Origin of the sequence: Blautia difficilis (assembly GCF_014297245.1) — a bacterium.
Taxonomy (GTDB): Bacteria; Bacillota; Clostridia; order Lachnospirales; family Lachnospiraceae; genus Blautia_A; species Blautia_A difficilis.
In genome coordinates this window covers 73,145-95,806 of sequence record NZ_JACOQG010000011.1, presented here as the reverse complement: position 1 = coordinate 95,806, position 22,662 = coordinate 73,145, and the positions used below count along the sequence as shown (strand labels likewise).

Sequence of the window (22,662 nt, the reverse complement as noted above, 5' to 3'; positions counted from 1 at the left end):
TTAATTTTTTCAAAAAAGAGTATCATGTAAATGTAAAATCGGATACAAAACAGAAAAACAGTGCTTGAATTGTAACGACAAAAGCGTTACAATATAAGAAACAAGGAGGTGTGAACATGGAAAAAACAGCAACATTGAACTTAAGAGTAAATCCAACGGTTAAAGAACGGGCAGAAAAAGTATTGTCCCAGTTAGGTGTTCCCATGTCGACAGCAATTGATATGTATTTAAACCAGATCTCTCTTACAGGTGGAATTCCATTTTCTGTTTCTTTACCAAAAGCACCAGTATCGATTCATGCGGATGCTATGACAACAGAAGAACTCCATCAAAAATTGGAAAAAGGTTACAATGATATAGCTGCAGGAAGAGTACAAAATGCAGCGGAAGCGTTTGCAAAATTCAGGGAGAATCATTGATATGAAACACTATACGGTTGAGATTACAAATGAAGCATTGGCTGATATGGAGCAGTTATATAATCACATCGCTTATGTTCTTCAGGCACCGGAAAATGCAATGGATCAATACAACCGGATTGCAGATGCCATTTTGACATTGGAAACACTGGCTGAGAGAATCCGTATTATGGAATCAGAGCCGGAACGAAGCAAAGAGATGAGAAGATTGTTGGTAGATAATTATTCCGTCTTTTTTGTAATCCAGGGAGATAAGGTGATTGTAACAGATGTACTGTATAGTGCATCAGATATTGAAAGCCGATTAAAAGGTTAAATGAGAAAATTAAACAATATAAAACATCAGGCAGGATCTGTTCCCGTAAAAAGGAAGGTATCCTGCCTTTTTTGCATGAAAGAGAGGAGTATGCCAAGTCCCGGTGCGATCATCTTTTTTGACTGGGAGCATGATGGAACGTGCGACCATGTGGGAATCGTGGAACGCTGTGACGGAACAACTGTCTATACTATAGAAGGAAACTCCGGGGATGCTGTAAAGGAAAGAAGCTATGCGATCAGTTCCGATTCCATTATGGGATATGGAAGGGTAGTTTATTAGAAACAGGAAAATGAATGATAGATGGAATTGTAGAGTTTGAATTATAAAGGACTTTCAATGGGCGAGATTATTCATCATCTTGCGGTATTCACGAAACAACAGAATAGGGTGCTTCAAAATTTCTTTCCAATCTGTTGCAGGCAGATATTATTGAACCTGTGTCCGGTCACGGAAAAGGGAAATATAAATTCAAGAAGTAATATCCCGCAAGGGGTGATATATGCTCTAAGTGACTTCTTAATCATGATTTTGTCATGGTTAGTGAAGCAATCACTTAGAGTATTTTTGTTTCAGGAGGTACAGCCATGAGAAACGAGAAAATCACTCCTCTGTATGAGCGTTTGAGCCGCGATGATGAGTTACAGGGCGAGAGCAACTCCATATCGAACCAGAAAAAGATGTTGGAGGACTATGCCCGCCGGAACGGGCTGCCGAACCCCACCCACTTCACCGATGACGGCGTATCGGGAACCCGTTTTGACCGCCCCGGTTTTCTGGCAATGATGGAGGAAGTTGAGGCCGGACGGGTGGAGGCCATCGTCATAAAGGACATGAGTCGCCTGGGGCGCGACTATCTGAAAGTCGGTCAGGTCATGGAGATTTTGCGGCAGCGCGGTGTCCGGCTAATCGCCATCAATGACGGTGTGGACAGTCTGAAAGGCGACGATGATTTTACTCCCTTCCGCAACATTATGAACGAGTTCTACGCCCGCGACACCAGCCGGAAAATCCGCTCTGTGTTCAAGTCCAAAGGCATGAGCGGCAAGCACCTGACCGGCACCGTCATTTATGGCTACTTGTGGGACGAAAAGCGGGAACACTGGCTTGTGGACGAAGAAGCCGCCGAAGTGGTACGCCGTATCTTTTCCCTGACGATGGAGGGCTACGGCCCCTATCAAATCTCCAAGCTGTTGTCCGAGGCAAAGGTCGAAATCCCCGCTGTCCATCTGGCACGCTTTGACGAAGGAGTAAACAGGACGAAGCCGGTAAAAGACCCCTACGGCTGGGGATCATCCACCATTGTGAGCATCCTGAAAAAGCGGGAGTATTTAGGCCATACGGTCAATTTCAAGACCCGCAAGCACTTTAAGGACAAGAAAAGCCACTATGTTGACGAAAGCGAGTGGACGATTTTTGAGAACACCCATGAGGCCATTATCGACCAGGAAACCTTTGACAATGTGCAGCGTATCCGTGGAAACGCCAGACGCTACCCGGACGGCTTTGGGGAGGCCCATCCTCTGACCGGCCTGATGTACTGCGCCGATTGCGGCGGCAAGATGTATGTTCACCGCACATACAACGGCAAGCGCGTCCCGCAGTACACTTGCGGCCAGTATGGGAAATACCCTATCGGCTCTCTTTGCCCTACACAGCACCGTATCAAGGCCGAAGCCGTTCTGACCCTGATTGCCGATATGCTCCGGGCCATCGCAGAGTATTCCAAGAATGACCGGGCCGAGTTTATCCGCACCGTCCAGGAAACGCAGGCCGCCCAGCAGACCGCCGACATATCCAAGAAACGGAAACGGCTGGCCGCCGCCCAAAAGCGGGCCGGGGAACTGGAAAAGCTGATTTGCAAAATCTATGAGGACAACGCCCTGGGTAAGCTGCTGGACGCCCGGTATGAGGCCCTAGACGCACAGTATGCCAAAGAGCAAGACGCTCTCAATGCGGAAATCATGGAACTGGAAAAGGCCGTTACCGGCTATGAGCAGAGCCGGAAATCTGCGGAGAAGTTTATAGCCCTGATTGACAAGTATGAGAATTTCGACACGCTGACAAATACCATGCTCAACGAGTTTGTAGAGAAAATCCTTGTCCATGAACGCGCCCGCAAAGGCAGCCAGGACACCACACAGGAGGTTGAAATCTACTTCAATTTTGTGGGCCGGTATATCCCGCCCGCCTTGCAGACGGTTCCCCTGACCCCGGAGGAACAGGAAGAACTGCGGAAGAAGGAGGAGCGCAAGGACAGGCTTCACCAGAACTACTTGCGCCGCAAGGCAAACGGCAAGCAGAAGGAATGGGAAGAACGCTACAACGCCAAGCGCAAGGCAAAAATGGAGGCAGCAAAGGCAGCTATCCGGGCCGAGGACATGGAGAAGGGCATTTTTACCACCATCAGCCAGTTACCCAGGCAGGAGCCGCGCAAGGCCACCGTATCGGCCAGCGCCGCAGTTTAACCATCACAGTGCAAAGGAGGACGAATATGAACAAATTGACTTACACCCGCTGTGGAGATTACTACATCCCCGACCTGAAACTTTCCGAGCAGCCGGAGGCCCCCATTGGCAAGTATGGCCGTATGCGGCAACGCTACCTGAAGGAACACCGGCCCGGCCTTTACAGCAGCTTGATTTTGAGCGAAGAGCTGTACCCGCACCTGTTGGAGATTGACCGGGCGGCGCGGGAGCGCATGGACGCCATGCTGCCCCGCATGATGGAGGCGGCGGGTGTCACCGAGGAACTGAAAGCCAGTGACCCCATGCGCTGGGTGGGGCTGATGAATACACTGAAAGCGCAGGTGGAGGAAATTATTCTTACAGAGCTGATTTATCAGTAGTTTTTGCAAGCGGAGGCTGCTACTTGCAGTCTCTGTTTGTTTTACACTTCCGTCATATCTTCTGCCTTGTATTTTTCGAGCTAATGAAATATAATGAAAGAAGTTGTCGGAGGTGTGAACATGGACTACATGACACTCAGAGAGGCAAGTGAAAAATGGGGCGTTTCGTCCCGTCAAATCAATTATTACTGCGTCGAGGGCCGTATTCCCGGCGCTGTGAAGATGGCTGGTGTTTGGCTGCTCCCTAAAGCGGCAGATAAACCGGCGGATAAGCGTCGAAAGCAAAACAAAGGCGGTGAGAAATTGTAAAATGGGCAAGGTGCTATTAGTAGAAGATAATACAAATGCTGTAAAGAAAATTGTGCGTTATATTGACAATATATCTGCCGATCTTGAGGTACATTCTGTTTCCGAGGCCGGAGAAGCCTTACAATACGCAAAAGCGAACGATGTTTCCCTTTTTATCCTTGATATTCAGTTAGAGGACTATAAAGGAACCAGCTTAGCAAAGCAGCTCCGCGAATTGCCGGAATATAAATATACGCCGATCATTTTTGAAACGGCATTGGCAGGAGAAGAACTTTCAGCTTATCGAGATGTGAAGTGTTACAGTTTTCTTGTAAAGCCATTTGGCGAAGAAGAATTTGTAACGGCATTTCGTGACGCGTTGGGATTGTCTAAACAGATGAGCCAACAAGCAAAAACCATTCAGATTGAGCAAAAGCAATTTATCTTAGAATATGTTACACAGGATATTGCCTATATCGAAGCCTTTGGAAAAAAACTTGTGATCCATACCAGTAGCCGTCTGTCCGGCATCAAAGAAGATACGATTTCCGGGTACACTTTGTCTGGTTTATTGGCGTTGCTTGATGATCCGGCATTTGTTCAGTGCCATAAGAGTTATGTCGTGAACAAATCCCATATTGAGAAAATTGACAAATCCGGGCGGAAGATTTTTCTGAAAGGATTTACAGATACAATCCCCATCGGAAATAAATATCAGGCCGAATTATGGGGGTAAGCATGGACTTTTTAATGAATCTGATACAGTTAGGATTGGACGCAGGAATATTGGCGCTCTGCTGCGAAGTCGTTTTCCGTCAAAGAGCAGAAATAAAGGCAAAAGATTTTTTCATTTTTCCCATTCTTCTTGTTCTTTGTGTTGTACCGAGAGTGGATTTTTCTGTCGGAGCAAATATGACGGCATCTCTCCGCAGTGAAGGCTTTGAAATACTACCAGCAGACAATATTGTTGGATTGCTGTTTTTGATTTTTGCAGTATTGTTGTTGAGCAGTATTTTCTTCGGCTCCAAATCCAGCGGAACGGTTTTCTGCGGCACAATGGCGGCCTCCTCTATTTTCCTGTTCGTCAAATGCCTGTGCGCGGTTCTTTTTGCTGTCTGCGGAGCTATGGATATTTTACTCCTGTTGGGCAGCCGTATAGCGGCGTTGTGCCTTATAGTCGTACTGGAGTTCACGCCGCTTTTCGGCTTGATCCATCAGCTCGTCCAAAGAAGCGATTTCACAGTTCTGATCGTATCTGCCAATATCGCTGTCCTTCTCATGGCAGTGCTTTCTATCCTCTCTTTTGATGTGGATAGAATTCTTTCCCATCTGTGGGTGATTATAATTCTGATCCTTGCGGTGTTGCTGCTGGACAGTATATTGCTGTTCCTGCATCAGCGTCGGACGCAGGAGCAAAAGCGAATCCACATGATTGAGCAGTATGTGCCTATTGTAGAAGAATTGATCTCACAGGTTAGGGCAAGGCAGCATGAATTTAATAATCGGATGATGGCGATTGAAGCTGCCGTTGCCTCTGCTGATACTTTAGAAGAAGCCCGGAAAGAAGTAGCAGATCTTACAGGAAGTATTGGAATCAGTCTTAATGATCGGGAACTGCTCTCATGCGACAGCAAAATGATTGCCGGGATGCTGTTTGGAAAAATAAAGCAGGCAGAAGCGGCAAATTGTCACATAGAATTATCTTTACACGGTCTTTTCAAAAAAACGGTCACCCCGGAAACAGAATGGATCGAGATCATTGGAATTTTATTGGATAATGCAATCGAGGCTTCACCGAAAGGAAGTACAATTTTTTTATCCAGCAAGAAACAGGAGGGCTTTCTGGAGTTGACAGTTTCCAATCCGGCTCCGCCACTGTCAAATACTGAATTTATGGCCTTGTTTGGAAAAGGCGTAACAACAAAGACGAATCGTGACGGCCACGGCTTTGGTCTGTATAACATCCTACGCATGACGGAACGGTATCATGGAAAAATCCTGACTCGCAACGAATCTATTTTGAATGAAAATTATGTTATCTTTGGCGTACTCATGCCATAAAAAGGGTATGAACGAGGGTTTTAAGGGAACGAAATTTATCTTGTTCCCTTAAAACCCTCTCTTGTTTCCAACCTATTGAAGCACTTGAAAGCCTTCGATATAATGGAAAAAACAAAGAAAGGGATGAATGAAATATGATAGACCTTGTGAGAAATGAGTGGAAAAAAGTTTTTCTGCCGGTGCTATTGACAACGGTTCTTCTGGCAATCGCCATGAGTGTGTTGTCCTGCACAATTTACCAAAACTATGTACTGCACTACGATTTAGAGGCATGGGAAGTTGGAACAGAACTGTTCTCTCTGCTTTATCCGCTATTTGTTGTGGTGCCGCTATGCTGGAATTTGTATTATGAGCGCAAAAATAACTTCCTGCTCTATGTCATGCCGCGAGTGAAAATTAAGAAGTACCTGACTGCCAAATGGATTGCGTATGCGCTGGGAACTCTTTGTATTATTGTGATTCCCTATATACTATCGGCGGTGTTTGCCATCTATGTGAAACCGCCAGTGGTTCCTTTCGTTGAAAATCCGTTTAGCCATATATTTGAAAACGCATTTATAAAGGCCCCGCTGTTATATGCAGTTGCCCTGTCCCTGTGGAGGGGCATCGTCAGCCTTTTTGTAATGACTTTCGGATTTGTCCTCGCTTTATACAGCAAGAATATTTTTGTAATCCTTACCGGGCCGTTTATGTATTCCATTTTAGAAAATTTTGTCCTGGCGATTCTCCGTTTGGAGAGATTGCGGCTGGTGGTAGCTTTTGATCCCACAACAGTCGATCCAAAGGTCGTATCGATTTCCTCTTTCCTCTTTGGACCAATCGTTTTAGGCATTGTGATCGGCCTGACAGCGTTTCTTCTTTCTAAGAAAAATGCTGTCGTAACCATTTAGGAGTCCGTTATGATTGCGCTTATCAGAAAAAATCTCCGTTTGTGGGGATATGGAAAGTCGCTTGCCCTATTTGCCGGATGTATACTTTTTTCCATCAGCGGGAGGTTAAACGGAGGTACTGCATACGAGCGGCACATCTTGTCGGCGGTATCAGACCATTACTATCTGACCTATTTTGTGCTGCCGATTGTACTGTTAAGCTGCTTTTCCTTTATTGATGACGATGGAGAGCCAATAATCTTACGGTTTCAAAGTTACCATTCTTATTTTCTGAAAAAATGGATTGGGGTCGGTTTGATTGCAGTCATTCTGACGGCAGTTCAAACTGGGGCAATTCTTCTGTCTGGTATAGGATTACCTTTAGGCAACGAATGGAACCTTGCTGCGGGTGCAACGGAAGCCGAGTTATTTTCCACTCTGGAACAGCTTTTTGCCAGTCCCTTGCAGGCGTTTGTCTGTTTTACCCTCTATCAGCTTATTGGAAGTTGGCTGATATTTGGAATCTGTATGTGGATTGGACATTTCACTGGGAGAAAGTGGACGATCCGAATTGTAATCGTTCTTTATGTCCTCTCGGCTGTGTGGATCAAGCTTCCGGCAATTCAAAATATTCCGCTGACGAGTTTTAATCATTTGCTGATTTTACACCACAATTTGGGCGTGCCCCATCGTTTAGAGATAACTGCCTTTACTTTGCTGCTCATTGTTTTGATAATTGCTATATCTATTCGGTTTGCGTGGCGGGGACAGTTGTCGCATATACAGTTATCCCACCGTGGTATAGCTGGCTACTATTTCCATGCGCTCATGATCCCTCGTAATCTGCTGATTCTTTTAGGTGTTGTGTTGGGAGTTTCGATTTACAAAGGCTTAGGCAATGGCACCGCCCTATCAGGATTGGAATGGATTTATGCCCTGTTTGCAGGACATGGAACCGGATATTTTCAAGTTTTACCTTTTCTTGAACTGCTGATTACCGGCGGTGTGCCCCTTTATCTGCTTGCCGCTTTTGTGGAGCAAACAGTGAACGGGCAATCTATATTTGTTTCTGTGCGCTCGAAGGGCCGCAGGCATTTGATGAAGAGCATTTTATTGGTCAGCATAAAGTTTCTCATGGTATATGCAATCTTTTGGCTTATGGCTGGCCTTATAGGGGCATCCCTATTCAGCACTGGATTAACAATCGTTTCTTTCAGGTTCCTGCTCTATGCGGTTTTGATGAAGTGCCTTGATATATTGGCGCAATATCTGATTATGCTCGGCATCTACATTGCCACAAGACAGGTTACAATCGGTTTCCTTGTGTTAGTGGCGGGAAATCTGCTCTGTGTCCTTCCGGGGAATTGGGTAGCTTATTCGCCTTTTGGCCTTTCCAGCCTGACAAGAATTTCTGTTGTGGAACCGGGAATTGGAATTTCCGCTGTGTCCGCCTTTGGAATAGAGGCTGCCATTTTAACGCTGATGATTGCAGGAATCCTTATGTGTGGCTACAAGAAAATATTGAATTAGGAGGACAGAATATGAGTTCATATATTGAAGTGAAAAATGTATCAAAAAGTTTTGGTGGCAAGGCAATTCTTCAAGACGTTTCACTGTCCATAGAACAGGGAACAGCTGTTGGTTTGGTTGGCGCTAACGGCAGCGGAAAGTCGGTGCTGTTCAAGATTTTATGCGGTTTCGAGAAGCCTGATCGGGGCAGTATTTATGTGCGCGGAAAACAGCTTGGTAAAAATGGCCGCGACTTCCCCGAAAGTTTGGGAGTATTTATCAATTCCCCCGGTTTTATTGGCATTTACAGTGGTTTTCAAAATCTGAAATTTCTTGCGGACATTCAAGGGAAAATTAGAGAAAAAGAAATCCGACAGGCCATGAGCAAAGTGGGGCTTGACCCTGATAATAAAACGAAAGTAGACAACTATTCTCTTGGTATGAAGCAGAAACTGGGGATTGCACAGGCGATTATGGAGGGGCAGGATATTCTGATTTTGGATGAGCCTTTTAACGCACTGGACTACAAAACCTATGAGGATGTAAAGGCCATCATCCGTATGCTGAAAGCGGAAGGCAAGACCATTTTTCTGACTTCACACCATTTCAAAGACATTGAACAACTATGCGATCAGGTGTACTCGATTGAAGATTGCAGACTAATTCCGATTACGGAGGAAATTGCTTCTCGCTATAGAGAGATGGAATAACCCGTTAAAAGCAATAAGAAAGGTAGCTGCCGGACGGCGGCAAAGAAAAAAGTCGTCGTCCAGCAGTCCTATCAACACGCCTATAAGAAACGGCGGCTTTGAATTTCAGAGCCGCCGTTTCTTATGCCCTCGACAAAGGAGTGACGCCTATACGCTGACACGGCGGATTTAGGAGGGAGTCGCCATGAAGCACACTGACCGCCGACAAATTCAGACGATATTTGCACTATCGTCAAAAAAGCCCGGCCACCGGACAGGCCCCGTCTGGCAGCCAGTGCGAAAATTGTCACAATGTAACTGAATACCGTATTTTTTGCGCTCGAATCGCTTCATGCTGTCCGGGCGTTTTTTCATACCTACGGGGCCGGAACATCGGGCCAACATGGCCCGAACCCTGCCCCCGGTGTCGTTCCCCGCCGCCCCGTTCAGATTTTCCCGCAAAAATCTGAACGGAGGAAAGGCCGATGGAAGTCACCATCAATTACAACGGACAAGCTGTGGCCGTGGAGGTCACGCTGGAAGTCTATGAATTTCTTGACCGGGCCGACCACAAAACGGAGAACCTGTTCCATGAACAGCGGCGGCATTGGGACGGGCGGGAGTTTGACGAGTACATAGCTTTTACCGAGGGCGTGGACGTTTACAGTGAAACGCCGGAGGAATACCTTTGCCGCATGGAAACGCTGCATGAGCTGATGGCTGTTCTGGATACCTGTACCGAGGCCCAGCGCCGCCGGTTCCTGCTCTATGCGCTTGACGGGCTGAGCCTTGCAGAGATCGGTGTGCTGTGCGGCTGCTCCAAAGTGGCTGTTTATCAAAGTGTGGAGGCGGTCAGAAAAAAATTTATAAATTTCTTTGAGAACAGGCTTAACGAATGACCTGTTTTCTGGCTACCAAGTGAAAGGGATCATTTCCCTTATCTCAGCGAGGGGCGGACAGCGGACAAGCTGCCCGCCTCTCCGATTTTCAGGAGGTAAGCCTATGAAAACAATCAATCTGCGGTGGATGTATCCCCACTACCGGCATGACGAGTTTGTGGTTGTCACGGACGAGGTATGGGCAGCGATGTATCAGGCCCAGCGGGAGATGGAGAACTATGAGCGTCGGAAAGTCTACCACTGCGCCTACTACTCTCTGGACGCATACAGCTGGCTGGAAAATTACGCGCTGGAACACAGCAGATCGCCGGAAGATATTTTGCTGGAACGAGAAGAAATGACCACCCGCCTGCACCTGATAGCAGCTCTGCCGGTGGCTCTGGCTCATGCCACTCCGACACAGGCCCGCCGTGTTCACGCCTACTACATTGCCGGTATCAAGCAGCCGGAAATCTCCCGGAGAGAGGGCGTCCACAGCAGCAAGGTCAGCGTTTCCATCCGTCGGGGGCTGCGGAATATGCGCCGTTGCTATGATGGCCTTTTCCAAACAGAGTGAGGGCGTGCCTATGCAGACCATCAATCTCAAACAATATTATCCATTTTGCAAAGAGGACATTTTTGTGGAGGTGTCCGATGAGATCGTCGAAGCGTTTCTTCTGGACAAGAGAGCCGAGGCCGCCAGAGATCGCAAGATGTTCCGGTATAAGGCGTTTTATTCCCTCGATTGTAACGATGGAATCGAAAATGCCGCCATCGGCTGGGCGCAGCCATCGCCGGAGGACTACCTGATAGAAAAAGAAGAATTAGCCGAATACGAAGAACTGATACGGCGATTGTACGAAGCCATTTCTTCCCTGCCGCCTATGCAGGCTCGCCGTGTCCACGCCCGCTATATGCTGGGTATGAAAGTGAAAGATATTGCCGCAATGGAGGGTATCACGCCATCACAGGCGGGAAAATCCATCCATGCCGCACTGCGGAGGCTGCGCCGGTACTTTGCGCGTCAGAAATGGACGGTCAATCTATGAGTATTTCCAAAGAAAAGAGGTGCCTGACATGAACGAAAAAATTACAGCCCACCCCCAAAAAGAAGAACGGGAGAAAGTCCTGAAGGAGATTCGGCGGCTTGAAAACCGAAAGAAGATTTTGGAGAACAAGCAGCGGAACGAGGAACGCAAGGCCCGCACCCGCCGCTTGATTGAGCGCGGAGCCATTTTGGAGGGTATTTTTCCGCTGGCTTCCAACCTTTCCGGTGCAGAGGTCAAAGCATTTCTGATTGCCCTGTCCCATCTTCCGGGAGCTGCGGAATTGACTGCAAACCTGCCAAAATCCGGGGACACGCCATAAGTCCCTTGTTTACAAGGGCGCACTTATACACCGTTGCCGGTGTCGTGCGCCCTGCCGGGGCTGTTGCGCTCTCCGAGCGCGATGGGGCGCTACACTCCCCAAACCCCTTGTGCGCTCTGCGCAGCCAGACACCCGCTTTGCGTTTGTCCGGCTCCACAGAGCCTGTTATCCCCTCACTGAAAGGAGGTGTTCCCCATAGATTTCTGTCATATCCCCGTCAGTATTATCAAGCGCAGCGAGGGCCGTTCCGCTGTTGCCGCAGCCGCCTACCGCAGCGGAACCAAGCTGACGAATGAATGGGACGGCCTGACCCATGATTACACCCGGAAGGGCGGCATTGTCCATGCGGAAATCATGCTGCCCGCCCACGCCCCGCCAGAGTTTGCAGACCGCTCCACCCTCTGGAACAGTGTGGAGCAGATCGAGAAAGCCAGGGACAGCCAGCTTGCCCGCGAAATTGAGGCGGCGTTGCCCCGCGAACTATCCAGGGAACAGCAGCTTGCCCTTGTCCGGGCCTATGTGAAGGAGAATTTTGTGGACAAGGGGATGTGCGCCGATTTTGCCATCCACGACAAGGGAACCGGCAACCCTCATGTTCATATCATGCTGACCGTCCGGCCCCTGAAAGAAAATGGCGCATGGGGCGCAAAGTGCCGCAAAGCATACGACCTGGACGAGAACGGACAGCGTATCCCGGATGGGAAAGGCGGTTGGAAAAATCACAGAGAGGATACGACCGACTGGAACGATAAAGAAAATGTGGAGATTTGGCGGGCAGCGTGGGCGGCCTACACCAATCGGGCGTTGGAATCTGCCGGCAGACCGGAGCGCATTGACCATCGCAGCTACAAGCGGCAGGGCGTTGATAAGATCCCCTCTGTCCATCTGGGGCCAGCCGCCAGCCAAATGGAAAAGCGCGGCATCCGCACCGACAAGGGCGAAGTAAACCGGCAGATCGCTGCCGACAACAAGCTGCTGAAAGAAATCAAAGCCCGCATTACCCGTCTTTATCGCTGGTCGAAAGCCGAAACGGAAAAACCACAAACACAGCAAAGCAGCTTGACAGCTTTGTGGGAGGCTCAGCAGCAGTTGAACGCTCCCCACACCCGCACCGGCAAAATCCGGGCTTTGCAAGAAAGCGCTGCACTATTCAGCTTTTTGCAGGCAAACGGCATCCAGTCTATGCAGCAGCTTCATGAAAAAATCGCTGATATGAACAGCCGTTACTATGACCTGCGCGGAAAGATCGTCAAGGCCGAGCGCCGGATCGCCATTCTTACCGAACGCGGGGAGATGTGGGAACAGTACAACCAGTACAAGTCCATCCACAAGCAGCTTGCCAAAGTAAAGCCGGAAAAGCGGGAACAGTTTGAGCAGCGCCACAGCCGGGAACTGATCCTGTATGACGCAGCGGCCCGCTATCTGAAAGAATTGAAAGATAGCGGTAAAGCAATCACCCCGAAGGCATGGCAGCGGGAAATCGACCAGCTGACCGCCGGAAAGCAGACGGACACGCTTGCCATGAAATCCATGCGGGAAGATTTGAAAGCAGTGGAACGGCTCCGCAAAACCGCCGAGCAGCTGTCCAGACAGGAACGGGACAAGTCTCACGACCGGGAGCCGGAGCGGTAAGGGCTACCGCGTTTCACGACATACTTTTGCACACAGAAAAACCGCCGTACAGGTTTCCCCATACGGCGGCAGACTGTTTATTTGCCGAACAAGTCGCTGTGTGTGCCGGTGCGGGCTAGCGTCAGCACCAGTACATCATCTTCTATGCGGTAGACGAGCAGCCAGTCCGGGAGAATATGACATTCCCGATGACCTGCCCAATCGCCGGATAGGTCATGGTCACGGTTCTTATCCGGCAGCGGTTCGCCCATTGCCAGCAATGCTACGACCTGCTCCAGCAGCTCAATCTTCAAGCCACGCTTTATGGCTCGTTTGTAGTCCTTTTTGAAACTGGTCGTGTACTTGACGGTATATTTGGTTTCTTTCATCTTTTCAGGTCAGCAAACAACTCGTCAAGGTCATTGTAGCCCTTTACAGACGGGTCTTTTGCAATCCTTTCCGCTTCCAGCATGGCAGCAACCGTTTCTTTGTTCGGCTGTTCCAGCCTTACTTCAAAGGGAATGCCGCCTTCACGAAGCGACTGGCGCACAAAGATGTTAAACGCCGTAGTCAGGTTCATGCCAAGTTCAGTAAACAGTGCGTCCGCTTGCGCTTTCAAATCTGCGTCCATGCGGATACTGATGTTTGTGGTATTTCCAGCCATACGATCAACCCCTTTCTGCTGGCAATTATAGTATATGCCATTTGCACGAAGAAAACAATACTTTGCACGAATATTTAACAATAAATTCATTTAAGGAGGTTACCGGCTTTATGAAAGAAATCATTTATGAAGAACAATAAGTCTGAACCTATCCCCGTCATGGATTACTGCCAGTACCGCAGAGTGCGGAGGCTGGTGCATGAGTGCTGTAACTACATCGACGGAAACTGTATCGCCCTGGACGATGGGGAGGAATGTGTCTGTGTCCAGTCTATTTCCTACTCCCTGTTGTACAGGTGGTTTCGGGCGGCGGTATTGCCGCAGGATAAGGAACTGGAAACGGCGCTGTTCCACCGGCTGAATGCGAAGAAATGCGCTGTATGTGGGGCGCTGTTTACCCCCGGTTCCAACCGGGCCAAATACTGCCCGGAATGTGCCGCACGCATGAAGCGGATCAACGCCGCAAAGCGCAAGCGGAAACAACGGGAGAAATGTCACGCTTTAGGGGCTGAAAAACCCTTGTAAATCAAGGATTTTTTCGAGGGTGTCAAAGACAGGCTGATAGATTTATCCTCCGACCCCTAAAACGGCCTTAAAATGCGTATAGAATCCCCAGAGAACCCCCAAGGAGGAACCCTATGTCAGACAACCGAAAATATTACTACCTGAAACTCAAAGAGAACTATTTTGACGATGACTCCATCGTACTGCTGGAAAGTATGCAGGACGGTGTTCTGTACTCCAATATCCTGCTCAAGCTATATCTGAAATCCCTGAAACACGGCGGGCGGCTCCAGCTTGACGAGAATATCCCCTACACGGCGCAGATGATTGCCACCATCACCCGCCAGTGTGGAACTGGCCGGGGACGAGTACATAGACCCGGCAGACGGCCTCATTCACTGTAAGAAGTGCGGCGGCCAGAGGCAGACCGTTGTGCCATGCTTTGGAAAACCGGGCTACTTCATGCCCCGCTGTATCTGCCAGTGCCAGCGGGAGGCCGAGGAACAGCGCAAGGCCGCCGAGGAACGGCAGCGCCGCATGGAGCGTATCAAGCGCCAGAAGGCCCAGGGCCTGCAAGACCGCTATCTGTACGACTACACCTTTGCCAACGACAACGGCCAAAATCCCCTGATGGACAAGGCCTGCGCCTATGTGGAGAACTGGAAGGAGGCTTACAAGAACAATACTGGCCTGCTGCTGTTTGGGGATGTGGGAACCGGCAAGTCCTTTTTCGCCGGTTGTATCGCCAACGCCCTGCTTGACCGGGATGTGCCGGTGCTGATGACGAACTTCCCCACCATTCTGAACCGCCTGACCGGGATGTTTTCCGAGGACAAGGCCGACTTTATCGCCAGCTTTGACGAGTACGACCTGCTTATCAATGACGATCTGGGTGTAGAGCGCAGTACCGAATATGCTATGGAGCAGATGTTTTTTGTCATCGACAGCCGCTACCGCAGCCGCAGGCCCATGATTATCACAACAAACTTGAAACTGTCCGAGCTGAAAAACCCGCCTGATCTGGCCCACGCCCGTATCTATGACCGTATTTTGGAACGGTGTGCGCCGATCCTCTTTGACGGGAAGAATTTCCGGGAAGAAAATGCCAGTGCTAGCCGACAGGCAGCAAAAGACATTGTAAACAGTAAGCACGATTGATTTTTTACCGGGCGGCACAGACCCGTTCGGAGAAAGGATCGCCATGAACAAAGAACCCCGTACTATGCAGGTGGCAGACGCCGCTACTGCGTCCAGAGCGCCGGAAAACACGGCGGCGATGGTAAAGAAAATCGGCAAGACGACCTACAAGGTTCATGTCCATTTCAGCAATACCAGCACAGAAACCATGAGCGATAAAATCAAGCGTATACTCAAAAATGAAATTCAGCAGATGTGACAGACTGATAAACGAAGCCGTCTTGTGCTAAACTGATGATGGTACGCACCAAAATTTTTGGCAAGGAGGACACGAAAATGCTTTACACAGAAAAAGAGAAACATGAAATTGAGCGAGTAAAGGAGGTCTTTGCGGAACATCTGCGGCAAAGCCCTGATTTTGAACTGCTCTGGTCGGACAAGGTAGGCTATGTCTGGCTGGCGATTGGCGTAAATCCAGTCTATGTGGATACCGGTATCAGAATCGAATCTGCCGCCGATCTCTGTTACAGGTGTTTGGACGATGTAGCTACGGATGTTCTATATATGACGGGCAACGATCACGCACTGGAAGCAGCCAATCCGCTGGAATTGGCCGAAATCAAGCGGCGCTGGGAGCCATATATCAACCAACTGCCAGACTATGCGTATCTCTGCAAAGACCTGCTGAACGGAAAAATGTAATCTATCAAACGAGGTGTCAGGAGCCATACGGTGCTTCTGGCACCTTTTTTGTGGGGTTTTTGTGAATTTGATGAAAAAGTCCTTGACAATTTGTCTCTGGTTCACATTTTTTGTATCTCGTTACGTTATCCTTTAAAGAACAGGCTTTTTCTGCGTTTGCAATTGACATCTTAACAGGAAATGATTATGATATTTCTGATGAATGGCGAAATACGAAGGAGAGTTAGAGTTATGAGTATTTCCATGATTGGAATTGACCATAATATGGCACCGGTGGATATTCGTGCGAAATTTGCATTTACAAAGAAAAATGCCGGTGAAGCAATGGAAAAAATAAAAAATCAAAATGGAATATATGGATGTGTGATCCTGTCCACCTGTAACCGCCTGGAGGTCTGGGCAAGTGTGGATGATGAGGTGGATGTCTGTCTTTATGACTGCCTCTGCAGGATAAAGGGAATTACTGAGGATTCTTACAGACAATATTTTGTAGAGCGTAAGGATCAGGAGGCAGTTGAGCATCTTTTTTATCTTACCAGTGGTCTGAAATCACAGATCATAGGGGAGGATCAGATCCTTACACAGGTGAAGGATGCCCTGAATCTGGCAAGAGAGAATTTTGCGGCAGATGGTGTTTTGGAGGTTCTGTTCAGAATGGCTGCCACAGCAGGAAAGAGGATTAAGACAGAGGTTCCTTTTTCCCATGGAAATCCGTCAGTGATCCATCAGGCCATTGGATTTCTGGCAGAGAAGGGGTATTCTCTCAGGGATAAGACCTGTATGGTCATCGGTAACGGTGAGATGGGTAAGGTGGCTGCTCAGGCTTTGCAGGAGGCAGGGGCAGATGTGACAGTGACCATCCGTCAGTACAGAAGCGGAGTTGTGAATATTCCGCTGGGCTGCAAGCGTATTAATTACGGTGACAGAATGGAGTATATGCCAAAGTGTGACCTTGTAGTAAGCGCAACTGCGAGCCCCAATTTTACATTAAAAGAAGAATTATTCCAGGGAATCCGGACAAAGGATGATCTGATTCTGATCGATCTGGCAGTTCCCAGAGATATAGAGCCAGCTGTTGGAAAGATCCAGGGAATCACACTTTATGATATGGACAGCTTTCGTATAGAGGAAGTTCCTGCAGAACTTCAGGAAAATCTGGAGGCAGCAGGTGCGATCGTAAGAGAGCAGATGGATGAATTTTTCCAATGGCTGGATGGAAGAGACCTGATCCCGAGAATTCAGGATATTAAAGATGAGGCAGTCAATGACCTGAATTTAAGGATTGCAAAGATATTAAAGAAAACACCTATGGAAGAGGATGACAGGCAGAATCTGGTCCATGCAGTGGATACGGCAGCAGGAAAAGTAGTAAATAAACTGATCTTTGGTCTGCGTGACAGTCTGAATCAGGAGATTTTCCTTGAGTGTGTGGCAGGACTGGAGAAAATATATGAAGAATAAGCCGTATTTTCCAATGTTTATAGATTTATCAGATAAGAATATCGTGGTTGTAGGCGGCGGAAACATTGCAACCCGTCGAGTGAAAACCCTTTTATCATTCACCAGAAATATCAGAGTCATTGCTCCGAAGGTCACCATGGAGATGATGGAGCTTAGCAAAGCCGGTTATGTAGAGCTGATCACACGTCCGGTGAAGCGTACAGACTTTGCGATGGCATATATGGTGATCGCAGCTACCAATGACAGAAAGTTAAATGATGAGATCCATAGGATCTGCAGGCAGGAAGGCGTTTATGTTAATGTAGCCAGTGACAGGGAGCAGTGCGATTTTTATTTCCCGGGAATTTATATGGAAGAGGGACTGGTGGTGGGAATCACAGCCAGCGGTCTGGACCATAAAAAAGCGCGCAGGATAAGAGAAGAAATCCAGAATGCCCTGGAGAGGGTTGCGCAGGAAGATGAGAATGAGGAGGGAAATGATGACTGAGGTGATCATTGGAAGTAGAGAGAGTAAGCTGGCAGTTCTCCAGAGTGAGATGGTAAAAAGCTACATAGAGCAGAAAAACCGTGAAGAAAATGCCGGCTCTGAAATAACAGTAAATATCCTGACTATGAAAACAACAGGAGATATTATTCTGGACCGTACCCTGGATAAGGTGGGCGGAAAAGGACTGTTTGTAAAAGAACTGGACAGGGCATTGCTGGATGGTAAAAGCAATCTGTCTGTACATAGTCTTAAGGATATGCCTATGGAGGTTCCAAAAGAGCTTCCCCTTCTGGCCTTTTCAAAGCGTGAGGATCCAAGAGATGTACTGGTGCTTCCTGAGGGAGTGGCGGAGCTGGATCCGGATAAACCTCTGGGATGTTCCAGCTTAAGGAGAACTCTTCAGTTAAAGAAGCTGTATCCTGAGATGGAGGTAAAGAGTATCCGTGGAAATCTGCAGACAAGGCTTCGCAAGCTGGATGAAGGAGAGTATTCCGGACTGATCCTGGCAGCGGCAGGTCTGAAACGACTGGGGCTGGAAAACAGGATCAGCAGATATTTTACACCGGATGAGATGATTCCTTCAGCAGGTCAGGGGATTCTGGCTGTGCAGGGACGCAAAGGTGAGGATTATGGGTATCTGGACGGATACTGTGACAGGGATGCCTGGATTGCAGGAACTGCAGAGCGCGCATATGTAAAATATCTGGATGGAGGATGTTCTTCGCCTGTAGCTGCATTTGCAGAGGTGGACGGAGATGAGATCTTTATCCGCGGTTTATATTACAGTGAAGCTACAGGAAAGTGGCTTACAGGTCAGATCAGAGGTGCAGCAGAGGATGGAGAGAAGCTTGGAACAGTTCTTGCAAAGCAATTGAAATCTGACTGTGAGGGAAGATAAAAAATTTATAAAAAGAAAATTCTTGTGATGCAAAAAGGAGAAGAAACATGGCAGCTGGCAAGGTTTGGCTGGTTGGTGCGGGACCGGGTGATATCGGGCTTTTTACATTAAAGGGCGCAGCGGTTCTGCAGCAGGCAGATGTGGTAGTATATGACAGTCTGGTAGGCGAAGGGGTTCTGGCAAAGATCCCGGAGCATGCCAGACTGATTAATGTAGGCAAAAGAGCAAATCACCATACAATGGTGCAGGAGGACATTAATAAAGTTCTTCTGGAAGAAGCCAAAAAAGGAAATAAAGTAGTAAGACTTAAAGGTGGAGATCCCTTTCTCTTTGGAAGAGGCGGGGAGGAATTGGAGCTCCTTTCTGAGAATGGGATCCCTTATGAGATCATACCCGGAGTGACATCTCCCATCTCTGTTCCTGCTTACAATGGGATTCCTGTGACACACAGGGATTTCTGTTCGTCCTTACATATTATTACAGGACATAAACGTGCAGGACAGGAGTATGATATAGATTTTAATGCACTGACCCGGACAAAGGGAACATTGGTATTTCTCATGGGAATTGCAGCACTGGAGGATATCTGTAAAGGTCTTCTTGCAGGCGGTATGGATCCGGATATGCCGGCAGCAGTTCTTCAGAAAGGAACAACAGCAGGACAGAAGCGGGTGGTTGCTACTGTAGGTACCCTCAAGGAAGAGGTGGACAGACAGGGGATAGAGACACCTGCCATTATTGTTGTGGGTAAGGTTTGCTCCCTGGCTGATAAATTTTCCTGGTATGAGAAGCTTCCTCTGGCAGGCTGGAAGGTTCTGGTCACAAGACCAAGACAGCATATTTCAAAGACAGCAGATCTTCTCCGTCAGAAAGGTGCCGAGGTTCTGGAGCTGCCGTCTATCTGTACAGTACCTGTGGAGGATAACAGCAGACTGTATGAGGCATTTGAAAAACTGGATATTTATCAGTGGATCATTTTTACAAGTCCTGCAGGTGTGGAGATCTTTTTTGACGAGATGGACAGAAAAGAGATGGATGTGCGCAGCCTGGGACAGGCGAAGATCGCAGTGATCGGTGAAGGAACGAAGAAAAAGCTGAAAGAGCATCACCTGCTGGCTGATTTTGTGCCAGGTGTGTATGACGGAGATACTCTTGGAGCAGAGCTTGCAAAAGAACTTCAGGGAAATGAAAAAATCCTGATCCCAAGAGCTGAAGCCGGAAATAAAAAGCTGACAGAACTGCTGGAGCAGACAGGTGCGAAGGTAGATGACATTGCTACTTACACAACCTGTTATGAAAAGAGCAGGCTGATCGATGAGAAGAAAGAGCTGGAGACAGGAAGTGTGGACTGTGTAGTATTTACCAGTGCATCCACTGTAAGGGGCTTTGTGGAAGGCACAAAGGGACTGGACTATACGAAGGTAAAAGCTGCCTGTATCGGAAAACAGACCAAAGCTGCAGCAGATGCTTATGGTATGCAGACCCGCATGGCAAAGAAGGCTACCATCGAAAGTCTCATAGAGCTTGTGGAAGAGATGAAACAGGAAAACTGATAACTATTCTGCAAAAAACGGAACAGTTATGAGAATTGTTGATAAAAGGAGTAAAAAGACATGGACTTAATTCAGAGACCAAGAAGATTAAGAGGCAGTGAAAATTTAAGAAAAATGGTAAGAGAGACAAGAATGGACAAGTCTTCCCTTATCTATCCCTTATTTGTAAAAGAGGGAACAGGGATTGAAGAAGAGATCCCTTCTATGGAAAGACAGTTCCGCTACAGCGTAGACCGTCTTCCTTTTGAACTGGAACGCCTGCAGAAGGCAGGTGTAAACAGTGTTATGCTGTTTGGGATTCCAGATCACAAAGATGAAGTGGGAAGCGGTGCATATGATCCGAACGGAATCGTACAGAAAGCTTTAAGAGAAGCAAAAAAACAGTTCCCGGATATGTACTATATCACTGATGTATGTATGTGCGAGTATACTTCCCATGGTCACTGCGGAGTACTCTGCGGTCATGATGTAGACAATGATGCAACATTGGAATTACTTGCCAAGACTGCCGTTTCTCATATAGAGGCCGGTGCAGACATGGTAGCACCGTCTGACATGATGGACGGACGTGTTCGTGCAATCCGCGAAGCTCTTGATGCAAACGGACATTATGAAGCACCGATCATGTCATATGCAGTAAAATATGCGTCTGCTTTCTACGGACCATTCCGTGATGCAGCAGGATCAGCCCCATCCTTTGGTGACAGAAAGAGCTATCAGATGGATTTCCACAACAGAAGAGAGGGAATGAAAGAGGCTCTGACTGACGTAGAAGAAGGCGCAGATATCATTATGGTAAAACCTGCAATGTCTTATCTGGATATGGTTTCAGAAGTATCCAAGGCAGTGAATGTGCCGGTTGCAGCGTACAGTGTAAGTGGTGAATATGCAATGGTAAAAGCCGCTGCAAAGATGGACTGGATCGATGAGGAACGTATCATGTGCGAGATGGCTGTAAGTGCTTATCGTGCAGGTGCACAGATTTATCTGACTTATTATGCAAAAGAACTTGCCAAGTGTATGGATGAAGGGAGAATCGGCTAATGGGAACTTCAGAAGAATTATTTGACAGAGCGGTGAAGGTGATTCCGGGAGGAGTAAACAGCCCGGTTCGTGCCTACGGTGCAATCGGTATGGCACCAAGATTTATTGACCGCGCAGATGGCTGCTATATTTATGATGTTGATGGAAAAGAATATGTGGATTATATCGATTCCTGGGGACCTATGATCCTGGGACATAATTTTCCGGAAGTAAAAGAAAGTGTACTGAAGGCATGTGAAAAGGGCCTCAGCTTCGGATGTGCAACTGCAATCGAAGTGGAGATGGCTGAATTCATCTGTGACCATATTCCACATGTGGATATGGTGCGTATGGTAAATTCCGGTACAGAGGCTGTTATGAGTGCAGTCCGTGTTGCCAGAGGATTTACAGGAAAGAATAAGATTATTAAATTTGCAGGATGCTATCATGGACACAGTGATGCCATGCTGGTAAGCGCAGGCTCCGGTGTGATGACAAGCGGTGTTCCGGACAGTGCCGGTGTGCCTAAGGGATGCACAGAGGATACTATGACTGCCGTTTATAATGATCTGGACAGTGTACGTGCACTGATGGAGCAGGCTGACGGGCAGACTGCTGCTGTTATCGTGGAAGCTGTAGGCGCCAACATGGGTGTGGTTCCTCCAAAAAAGGGATTCCTGGAAGGTCTGAGAAAGCTCTGCGATGAGTACGGCGCCCTTCTGATCTTCGATGAAGTTATTACAGGTTTCCGTCTGGCTTTTGGCGGTGCTGCAGAATATTTTGGCGTGACCCCTGATCTGGTTACCTATGGTAAGATCATCGGCGCAGGTATGCCGGTGGGTGCATATGGCGGACGCAGAGAAATCATGGAATTGGTTTCTCCTGTTGGAAAGGTTTATCAGGCCGGTACCTTAAGCGGAAATCCTATTGCAATGGCAGCAGGACTGACACAGTTAAAATACCTCTATGAGCACCAGGAAATCTATAAAGATCTGGAAGAAAAAGGAAAACGTCTCTATGGCGGCATGGAGAAAATCCTGGCAGAGAAAAATCTGCCTTACCATATCAATCACGTATCTTCCCTGGGAAGCCTGTTCTTTACAGAGCAGGAGGTTGTGGATTATACCTCAGCCAAATCCTCAGATACAAAAGCCTTCTCTGAATATTTCAAGGGAATGCTTGCACAGGGAATCCATATGGCTCCGTCACAGTTTGAGGCAATGTTTTTATCTGTTGCCCATACAGATGAGATCATAGACCAGACACTGGAGGCTGTCAGAAATTATTTTACTAAATAAACAGCAGAGCGCTTATCCGGTGTAGAACTGTGTAGCGAAGGGTGTTCCTGAGAACGAAGTGAACAGTACCCCATGAACT

General features: G+C 47.9%; 28 protein-coding genes and 1 pseudogene. 27 read left to right on the top strand and 2 right to left on the bottom strand.

The window, feature by feature from the left end; genetic code table 11:
• Nucleotides 1–116 precede the first annotated feature (116 nt).
• The 16 genes from H8Z82_RS08845 to mobQ all read left to right on the top strand — a co-directional run bounded on the left by H8Z82_RS08845 (nt 117) and on the right by mobQ (nt 12,877).
• Nucleotides 117–419 carry a type II toxin-antitoxin system RelB/DinJ family antitoxin gene (locus H8Z82_RS08845; RefSeq protein ID WP_019161284.1) on the top strand — a complete coding sequence of 101 codons (303 nt, stop codon included), beginning with the start codon at nt 117–119 and terminating at the stop codon, nt 417–419.
• 1 nt (nt 420) lies between these two features.
• Complete coding sequence (locus H8Z82_RS08840) at nt 421–735, top strand: type II toxin-antitoxin system RelE/ParE family toxin (protein WP_019161285.1); 315 nt, start codon at nt 421–423, stop codon at nt 733–735.
• A gap of 75 nt (nt 736–810) precedes the next feature.
• On the top strand, nt 811–1,017 hold the full coding sequence (locus H8Z82_RS08835) for a CHAP domain-containing protein (protein WP_243176430.1): 207 nt from the start codon (nt 811–813) through the stop codon (nt 1,015–1,017).
• A 305-nt stretch (nt 1,018–1,322) separates the two neighbouring features.
• A complete protein-coding gene (locus H8Z82_RS08830; RefSeq protein WP_186994914.1) occupies nt 1,323–3,203 on the top strand; it encodes a recombinase family protein in 1,881 nt (626 codons plus the stop codon).
• Between the two features lie 26 nt (nt 3,204–3,229).
• The gene (locus H8Z82_RS08825) at nt 3,230–3,583 is read left to right on the top strand and encodes a TnpV protein (protein WP_019161289.1); all 354 of its coding nucleotides are present in this window, start codon (nt 3,230–3,232) and stop codon (nt 3,581–3,583) included.
• 120 nt (nt 3,584–3,703) lie between these two features.
• Entirely contained in the window at nt 3,704–3,892 is a 189-nt protein-coding gene (locus H8Z82_RS08820) for a transposase (RefSeq protein ID WP_019161290.1), read from the top strand.
• Complete coding sequence (locus tag H8Z82_RS08815) at nt 3,879–4,607, top strand: LytR/AlgR family response regulator transcription factor (protein WP_330607886.1); 729 nt, start codon at nt 3,879–3,881, stop codon at nt 4,605–4,607. Before H8Z82_RS08820 ends, H8Z82_RS08815 begins: the two co-directional genes overlap by 14 nt.
• A gap of 2 nt (nt 4,608–4,609) precedes the next feature.
• Complete coding sequence (locus H8Z82_RS08810) at nt 4,610–5,932, top strand: sensor histidine kinase (RefSeq protein ID WP_147641566.1); 1,323 nt, start codon at nt 4,610–4,612, stop codon at nt 5,930–5,932.
• 134 nt (nt 5,933–6,066) lie between these two features.
• Complete coding sequence (locus tag H8Z82_RS08805) at nt 6,067–6,822, top strand: hypothetical protein (protein WP_019161293.1); 756 nt, start codon at nt 6,067–6,069, stop codon at nt 6,820–6,822.
• A gap of 9 nt (nt 6,823–6,831) precedes the next feature.
• Entirely contained in the window at nt 6,832–8,331 is a 1,500-nt protein-coding gene (locus H8Z82_RS08800; RefSeq protein ID WP_019161294.1) for a hypothetical protein, read from the top strand.
• Nucleotides 8,332–8,342: 11 nt separating this feature from the next.
• Nucleotides 8,343–9,020: an ABC transporter ATP-binding protein gene (locus H8Z82_RS08795; RefSeq protein ID WP_019161295.1), complete on the top strand. Its 678-nt coding sequence runs from the start codon at nt 8,343–8,345 to the stop codon at nt 9,018–9,020.
• 464 nt (nt 9,021–9,484) lie between these two features.
• Nucleotides 9,485–9,898, top strand: coding sequence for an RNA polymerase sigma factor (locus H8Z82_RS08790; protein ID WP_019161296.1), 414 nt, complete (start codon nt 9,485–9,487; stop codon nt 9,896–9,898).
• 103 nt (nt 9,899–10,001) lie between these two features.
• On the top strand, nt 10,002–10,454 hold the full coding sequence (locus H8Z82_RS08785) for a hypothetical protein (protein WP_019161297.1): 453 nt from the start codon (nt 10,002–10,004) through the stop codon (nt 10,452–10,454).
• Between the two features lie 10 nt (nt 10,455–10,464).
• On the top strand, nt 10,465–10,926 hold the full coding sequence (locus tag H8Z82_RS08780; RefSeq protein WP_009296689.1) for an RNA polymerase sigma factor: 462 nt from the start codon (nt 10,465–10,467) through the stop codon (nt 10,924–10,926).
• A gap of 28 nt (nt 10,927–10,954) precedes the next feature.
• Nucleotides 10,955–11,245, top strand: a complete 291-nt coding sequence (locus tag H8Z82_RS08775; protein WP_019161299.1) for a DUF3847 domain-containing protein — start codon at nt 10,955–10,957, stop codon at nt 11,243–11,245.
• A 186-nt stretch (nt 11,246–11,431) separates the two neighbouring features.
• Nucleotides 11,432–12,877: a MobQ family relaxase gene (gene mobQ / locus H8Z82_RS08770; protein ID WP_186994913.1), complete on the top strand. Its 1,446-nt coding sequence runs from the start codon at nt 11,432–11,434 to the stop codon at nt 12,875–12,877.
• 77 nt (nt 12,878–12,954) lie between these two features.
• Here the strand turns inward: mobQ and H8Z82_RS08765 are convergent, their stop codons facing one another.
• Nucleotides 12,955–13,245 carry a type II toxin-antitoxin system YafQ family toxin gene (locus tag H8Z82_RS08765; RefSeq protein ID WP_002596328.1) on the bottom strand — a complete coding sequence of 97 codons (291 nt, stop codon included), beginning with the start codon at nt 13,243–13,245 and terminating at the stop codon, nt 12,955–12,957.
• Nucleotides 13,242–13,520 carry a type II toxin-antitoxin system RelB/DinJ family antitoxin gene (locus H8Z82_RS08760; protein ID WP_005924829.1) on the bottom strand — a complete coding sequence of 93 codons (279 nt, stop codon included), beginning with the start codon at nt 13,518–13,520 and terminating at the stop codon, nt 13,242–13,244. Before H8Z82_RS08760 ends, H8Z82_RS08765 begins: the two co-directional genes overlap by 4 nt.
• A gap of 126 nt (nt 13,521–13,646) precedes the next feature.
• On the opposite strand from H8Z82_RS08760, the gene H8Z82_RS08755 reads away from it, so the two are divergent.
• From H8Z82_RS08755 to hemL, 11 genes and pseudogenes are all read left to right on the top strand, one after another.
• Nucleotides 13,647–14,045: a cysteine-rich VLP domain-containing protein gene (locus H8Z82_RS08755; protein ID WP_186994912.1), complete on the top strand. Its 399-nt coding sequence runs from the start codon at nt 13,647–13,649 to the stop codon at nt 14,043–14,045.
• A gap of 113 nt (nt 14,046–14,158) precedes the next feature.
• Nucleotides 14,159–14,371, top strand: a pseudogene (locus H8Z82_RS08750) (phage replisome organizer N-terminal domain-containing protein); the annotation flags it as partial.
• Entirely contained in the window at nt 14,352–15,182 is an 831-nt protein-coding gene (locus H8Z82_RS08745) for an ATP-binding protein (protein WP_186994911.1), read from the top strand. The pseudogene H8Z82_RS08750 and the gene H8Z82_RS08745, both read left to right, overlap by 20 nt.
• Nucleotides 15,183–15,225: 43 nt before the next feature.
• Nucleotides 15,226–15,420: a transposon-encoded TnpW family protein gene (locus H8Z82_RS08740; protein ID WP_186994910.1), complete on the top strand. Its 195-nt coding sequence runs from the start codon at nt 15,226–15,228 to the stop codon at nt 15,418–15,420.
• A 77-nt stretch (nt 15,421–15,497) separates the two neighbouring features.
• Entirely contained in the window at nt 15,498–15,863 is a 366-nt protein-coding gene (locus H8Z82_RS08735; RefSeq protein WP_186994909.1) for a hypothetical protein, read from the top strand.
• Between the two features lie 231 nt (nt 15,864–16,094).
• Entirely contained in the window at nt 16,095–17,324 is a 1,230-nt protein-coding gene (gene hemA / locus H8Z82_RS08730; RefSeq protein ID WP_186994908.1) for a glutamyl-tRNA reductase, read from the top strand.
• Nucleotides 17,314–17,811 carry a precorrin-2 dehydrogenase/sirohydrochlorin ferrochelatase family protein gene (locus H8Z82_RS08725; RefSeq protein ID WP_186994907.1) on the top strand — a complete coding sequence of 166 codons (498 nt, stop codon included), beginning with the start codon at nt 17,314–17,316 and terminating at the stop codon, nt 17,809–17,811. Before hemA ends, H8Z82_RS08725 begins: the two co-directional genes overlap by 11 nt.
• Nucleotides 17,783–18,709 carry a hydroxymethylbilane synthase gene (gene hemC / locus H8Z82_RS08720; protein WP_330607885.1) on the top strand — a complete coding sequence of 309 codons (927 nt, stop codon included), beginning with the start codon at nt 17,783–17,785 and terminating at the stop codon, nt 18,707–18,709. The genes H8Z82_RS08725 and hemC overlap by 29 nt, the downstream gene beginning before the upstream one ends.
• 47 nt (nt 18,710–18,756) lie before the next feature.
• Nucleotides 18,757–20,262, top strand: coding sequence for a uroporphyrinogen-III C-methyltransferase (cobA, locus tag H8Z82_RS08715; protein WP_186994906.1), 1,506 nt, complete (start codon nt 18,757–18,759; stop codon nt 20,260–20,262).
• A 60-nt stretch (nt 20,263–20,322) separates the two neighbouring features.
• Nucleotides 20,323–21,306: a porphobilinogen synthase gene (gene hemB, locus H8Z82_RS08710; RefSeq protein WP_186994905.1), complete on the top strand. Its 984-nt coding sequence runs from the start codon at nt 20,323–20,325 to the stop codon at nt 21,304–21,306.
• Nucleotides 21,306–22,583 (top strand): glutamate-1-semialdehyde 2,1-aminomutase, encoded by a 1,278-nt coding sequence (hemL, locus tag H8Z82_RS08705; RefSeq protein WP_186994904.1) that lies wholly within the window; start codon nt 21,306–21,308, stop codon nt 22,581–22,583. Before hemB ends, hemL begins: the two co-directional genes overlap by 1 nt.
• The last annotated feature ends 79 nt before the right edge of the window (nt 22,584–22,662 follow it).

Excerpts from the sequence above, each read along its gene's own strand:
- H8Z82_RS08845 (WP_019161284.1), top strand. The coding sequence starts at position 117 with ATGGAAAAAACAGCAACATTGAACTTAAGAGTAAATCCAACGGTTAAA.
- H8Z82_RS08840 (WP_019161285.1), top strand. The coding sequence starts at position 421 with ATGAAACACTATACGGTTGAGATTACAAATGAAGCATTGGCTGATATG.
- H8Z82_RS08835 (WP_243176430.1), top strand. The coding sequence starts at position 811 with ATGAAAGAGAGGAGTATGCCAAGTCCCGGTGCGATCATCTTTTTTGAC.
- H8Z82_RS08830 (WP_186994914.1), top strand. The coding sequence starts at position 1,323 with ATGAGAAACGAGAAAATCACTCCTCTGTATGAGCGTTTGAGCCGCGAT.
- H8Z82_RS08825 (WP_019161289.1), top strand. The coding sequence starts at position 3,230 with ATGAACAAATTGACTTACACCCGCTGTGGAGATTACTACATCCCCGAC.
- H8Z82_RS08820 (WP_019161290.1), top strand. The coding sequence starts at position 3,704 with ATGGACTACATGACACTCAGAGAGGCAAGTGAAAAATGGGGCGTTTCG.
- H8Z82_RS08810 (WP_147641566.1), top strand. The coding sequence starts at position 4,610 with ATGGACTTTTTAATGAATCTGATACAGTTAGGATTGGACGCAGGAATA.
- H8Z82_RS08805 (WP_019161293.1), top strand. The coding sequence starts at position 6,067 with ATGATAGACCTTGTGAGAAATGAGTGGAAAAAAGTTTTTCTGCCGGTG.
- H8Z82_RS08800 (WP_019161294.1), top strand. The coding sequence starts at position 6,832 with ATGATTGCGCTTATCAGAAAAAATCTCCGTTTGTGGGGATATGGAAAG.
- H8Z82_RS08795 (WP_019161295.1), top strand. The coding sequence starts at position 8,343 with ATGAGTTCATATATTGAAGTGAAAAATGTATCAAAAAGTTTTGGTGGC.
- H8Z82_RS08790 (WP_019161296.1), top strand. The coding sequence starts at position 9,485 with ATGGAAGTCACCATCAATTACAACGGACAAGCTGTGGCCGTGGAGGTC.
- H8Z82_RS08785 (WP_019161297.1), top strand. The coding sequence starts at position 10,002 with ATGAAAACAATCAATCTGCGGTGGATGTATCCCCACTACCGGCATGAC.
- H8Z82_RS08780 (WP_009296689.1), top strand. The coding sequence starts at position 10,465 with ATGCAGACCATCAATCTCAAACAATATTATCCATTTTGCAAAGAGGAC.
- H8Z82_RS08775 (WP_019161299.1), top strand. The coding sequence starts at position 10,955 with ATGAACGAAAAAATTACAGCCCACCCCCAAAAAGAAGAACGGGAGAAA.
- H8Z82_RS08765 (WP_002596328.1), bottom strand. The coding sequence starts at position 13,245 with ATGAAAGAAACCAAATATACCGTCAAGTACACGACCAGTTTCAAAAAG.
- H8Z82_RS08760 (WP_005924829.1), bottom strand. The coding sequence starts at position 13,520 with ATGGCTGGAAATACCACAAACATCAGTATCCGCATGGACGCAGATTTG.
- H8Z82_RS08755 (WP_186994912.1), top strand. The coding sequence starts at position 13,647 with ATGAAGAACAATAAGTCTGAACCTATCCCCGTCATGGATTACTGCCAG.
- H8Z82_RS08740 (WP_186994910.1), top strand. The coding sequence starts at position 15,226 with ATGAACAAAGAACCCCGTACTATGCAGGTGGCAGACGCCGCTACTGCG.
- H8Z82_RS08735 (WP_186994909.1), top strand. The coding sequence starts at position 15,498 with ATGCTTTACACAGAAAAAGAGAAACATGAAATTGAGCGAGTAAAGGAG.
- hemA (WP_186994908.1), top strand. The coding sequence starts at position 16,095 with ATGAGTATTTCCATGATTGGAATTGACCATAATATGGCACCGGTGGAT.
- H8Z82_RS08725 (WP_186994907.1), top strand. The coding sequence starts at position 17,314 with ATGAAGAATAAGCCGTATTTTCCAATGTTTATAGATTTATCAGATAAG.
- hemC (WP_330607885.1), top strand. The coding sequence starts at position 17,783 with ATGAGAATGAGGAGGGAAATGATGACTGAGGTGATCATTGGAAGTAGA.
- cobA (WP_186994906.1), top strand. The coding sequence starts at position 18,757 with ATGGCAGCTGGCAAGGTTTGGCTGGTTGGTGCGGGACCGGGTGATATC.
- hemB (WP_186994905.1), top strand. The coding sequence starts at position 20,323 with ATGGACTTAATTCAGAGACCAAGAAGATTAAGAGGCAGTGAAAATTTA.
- hemL (WP_186994904.1), top strand. The coding sequence starts at position 21,306 with ATGGGAACTTCAGAAGAATTATTTGACAGAGCGGTGAAGGTGATTCCG.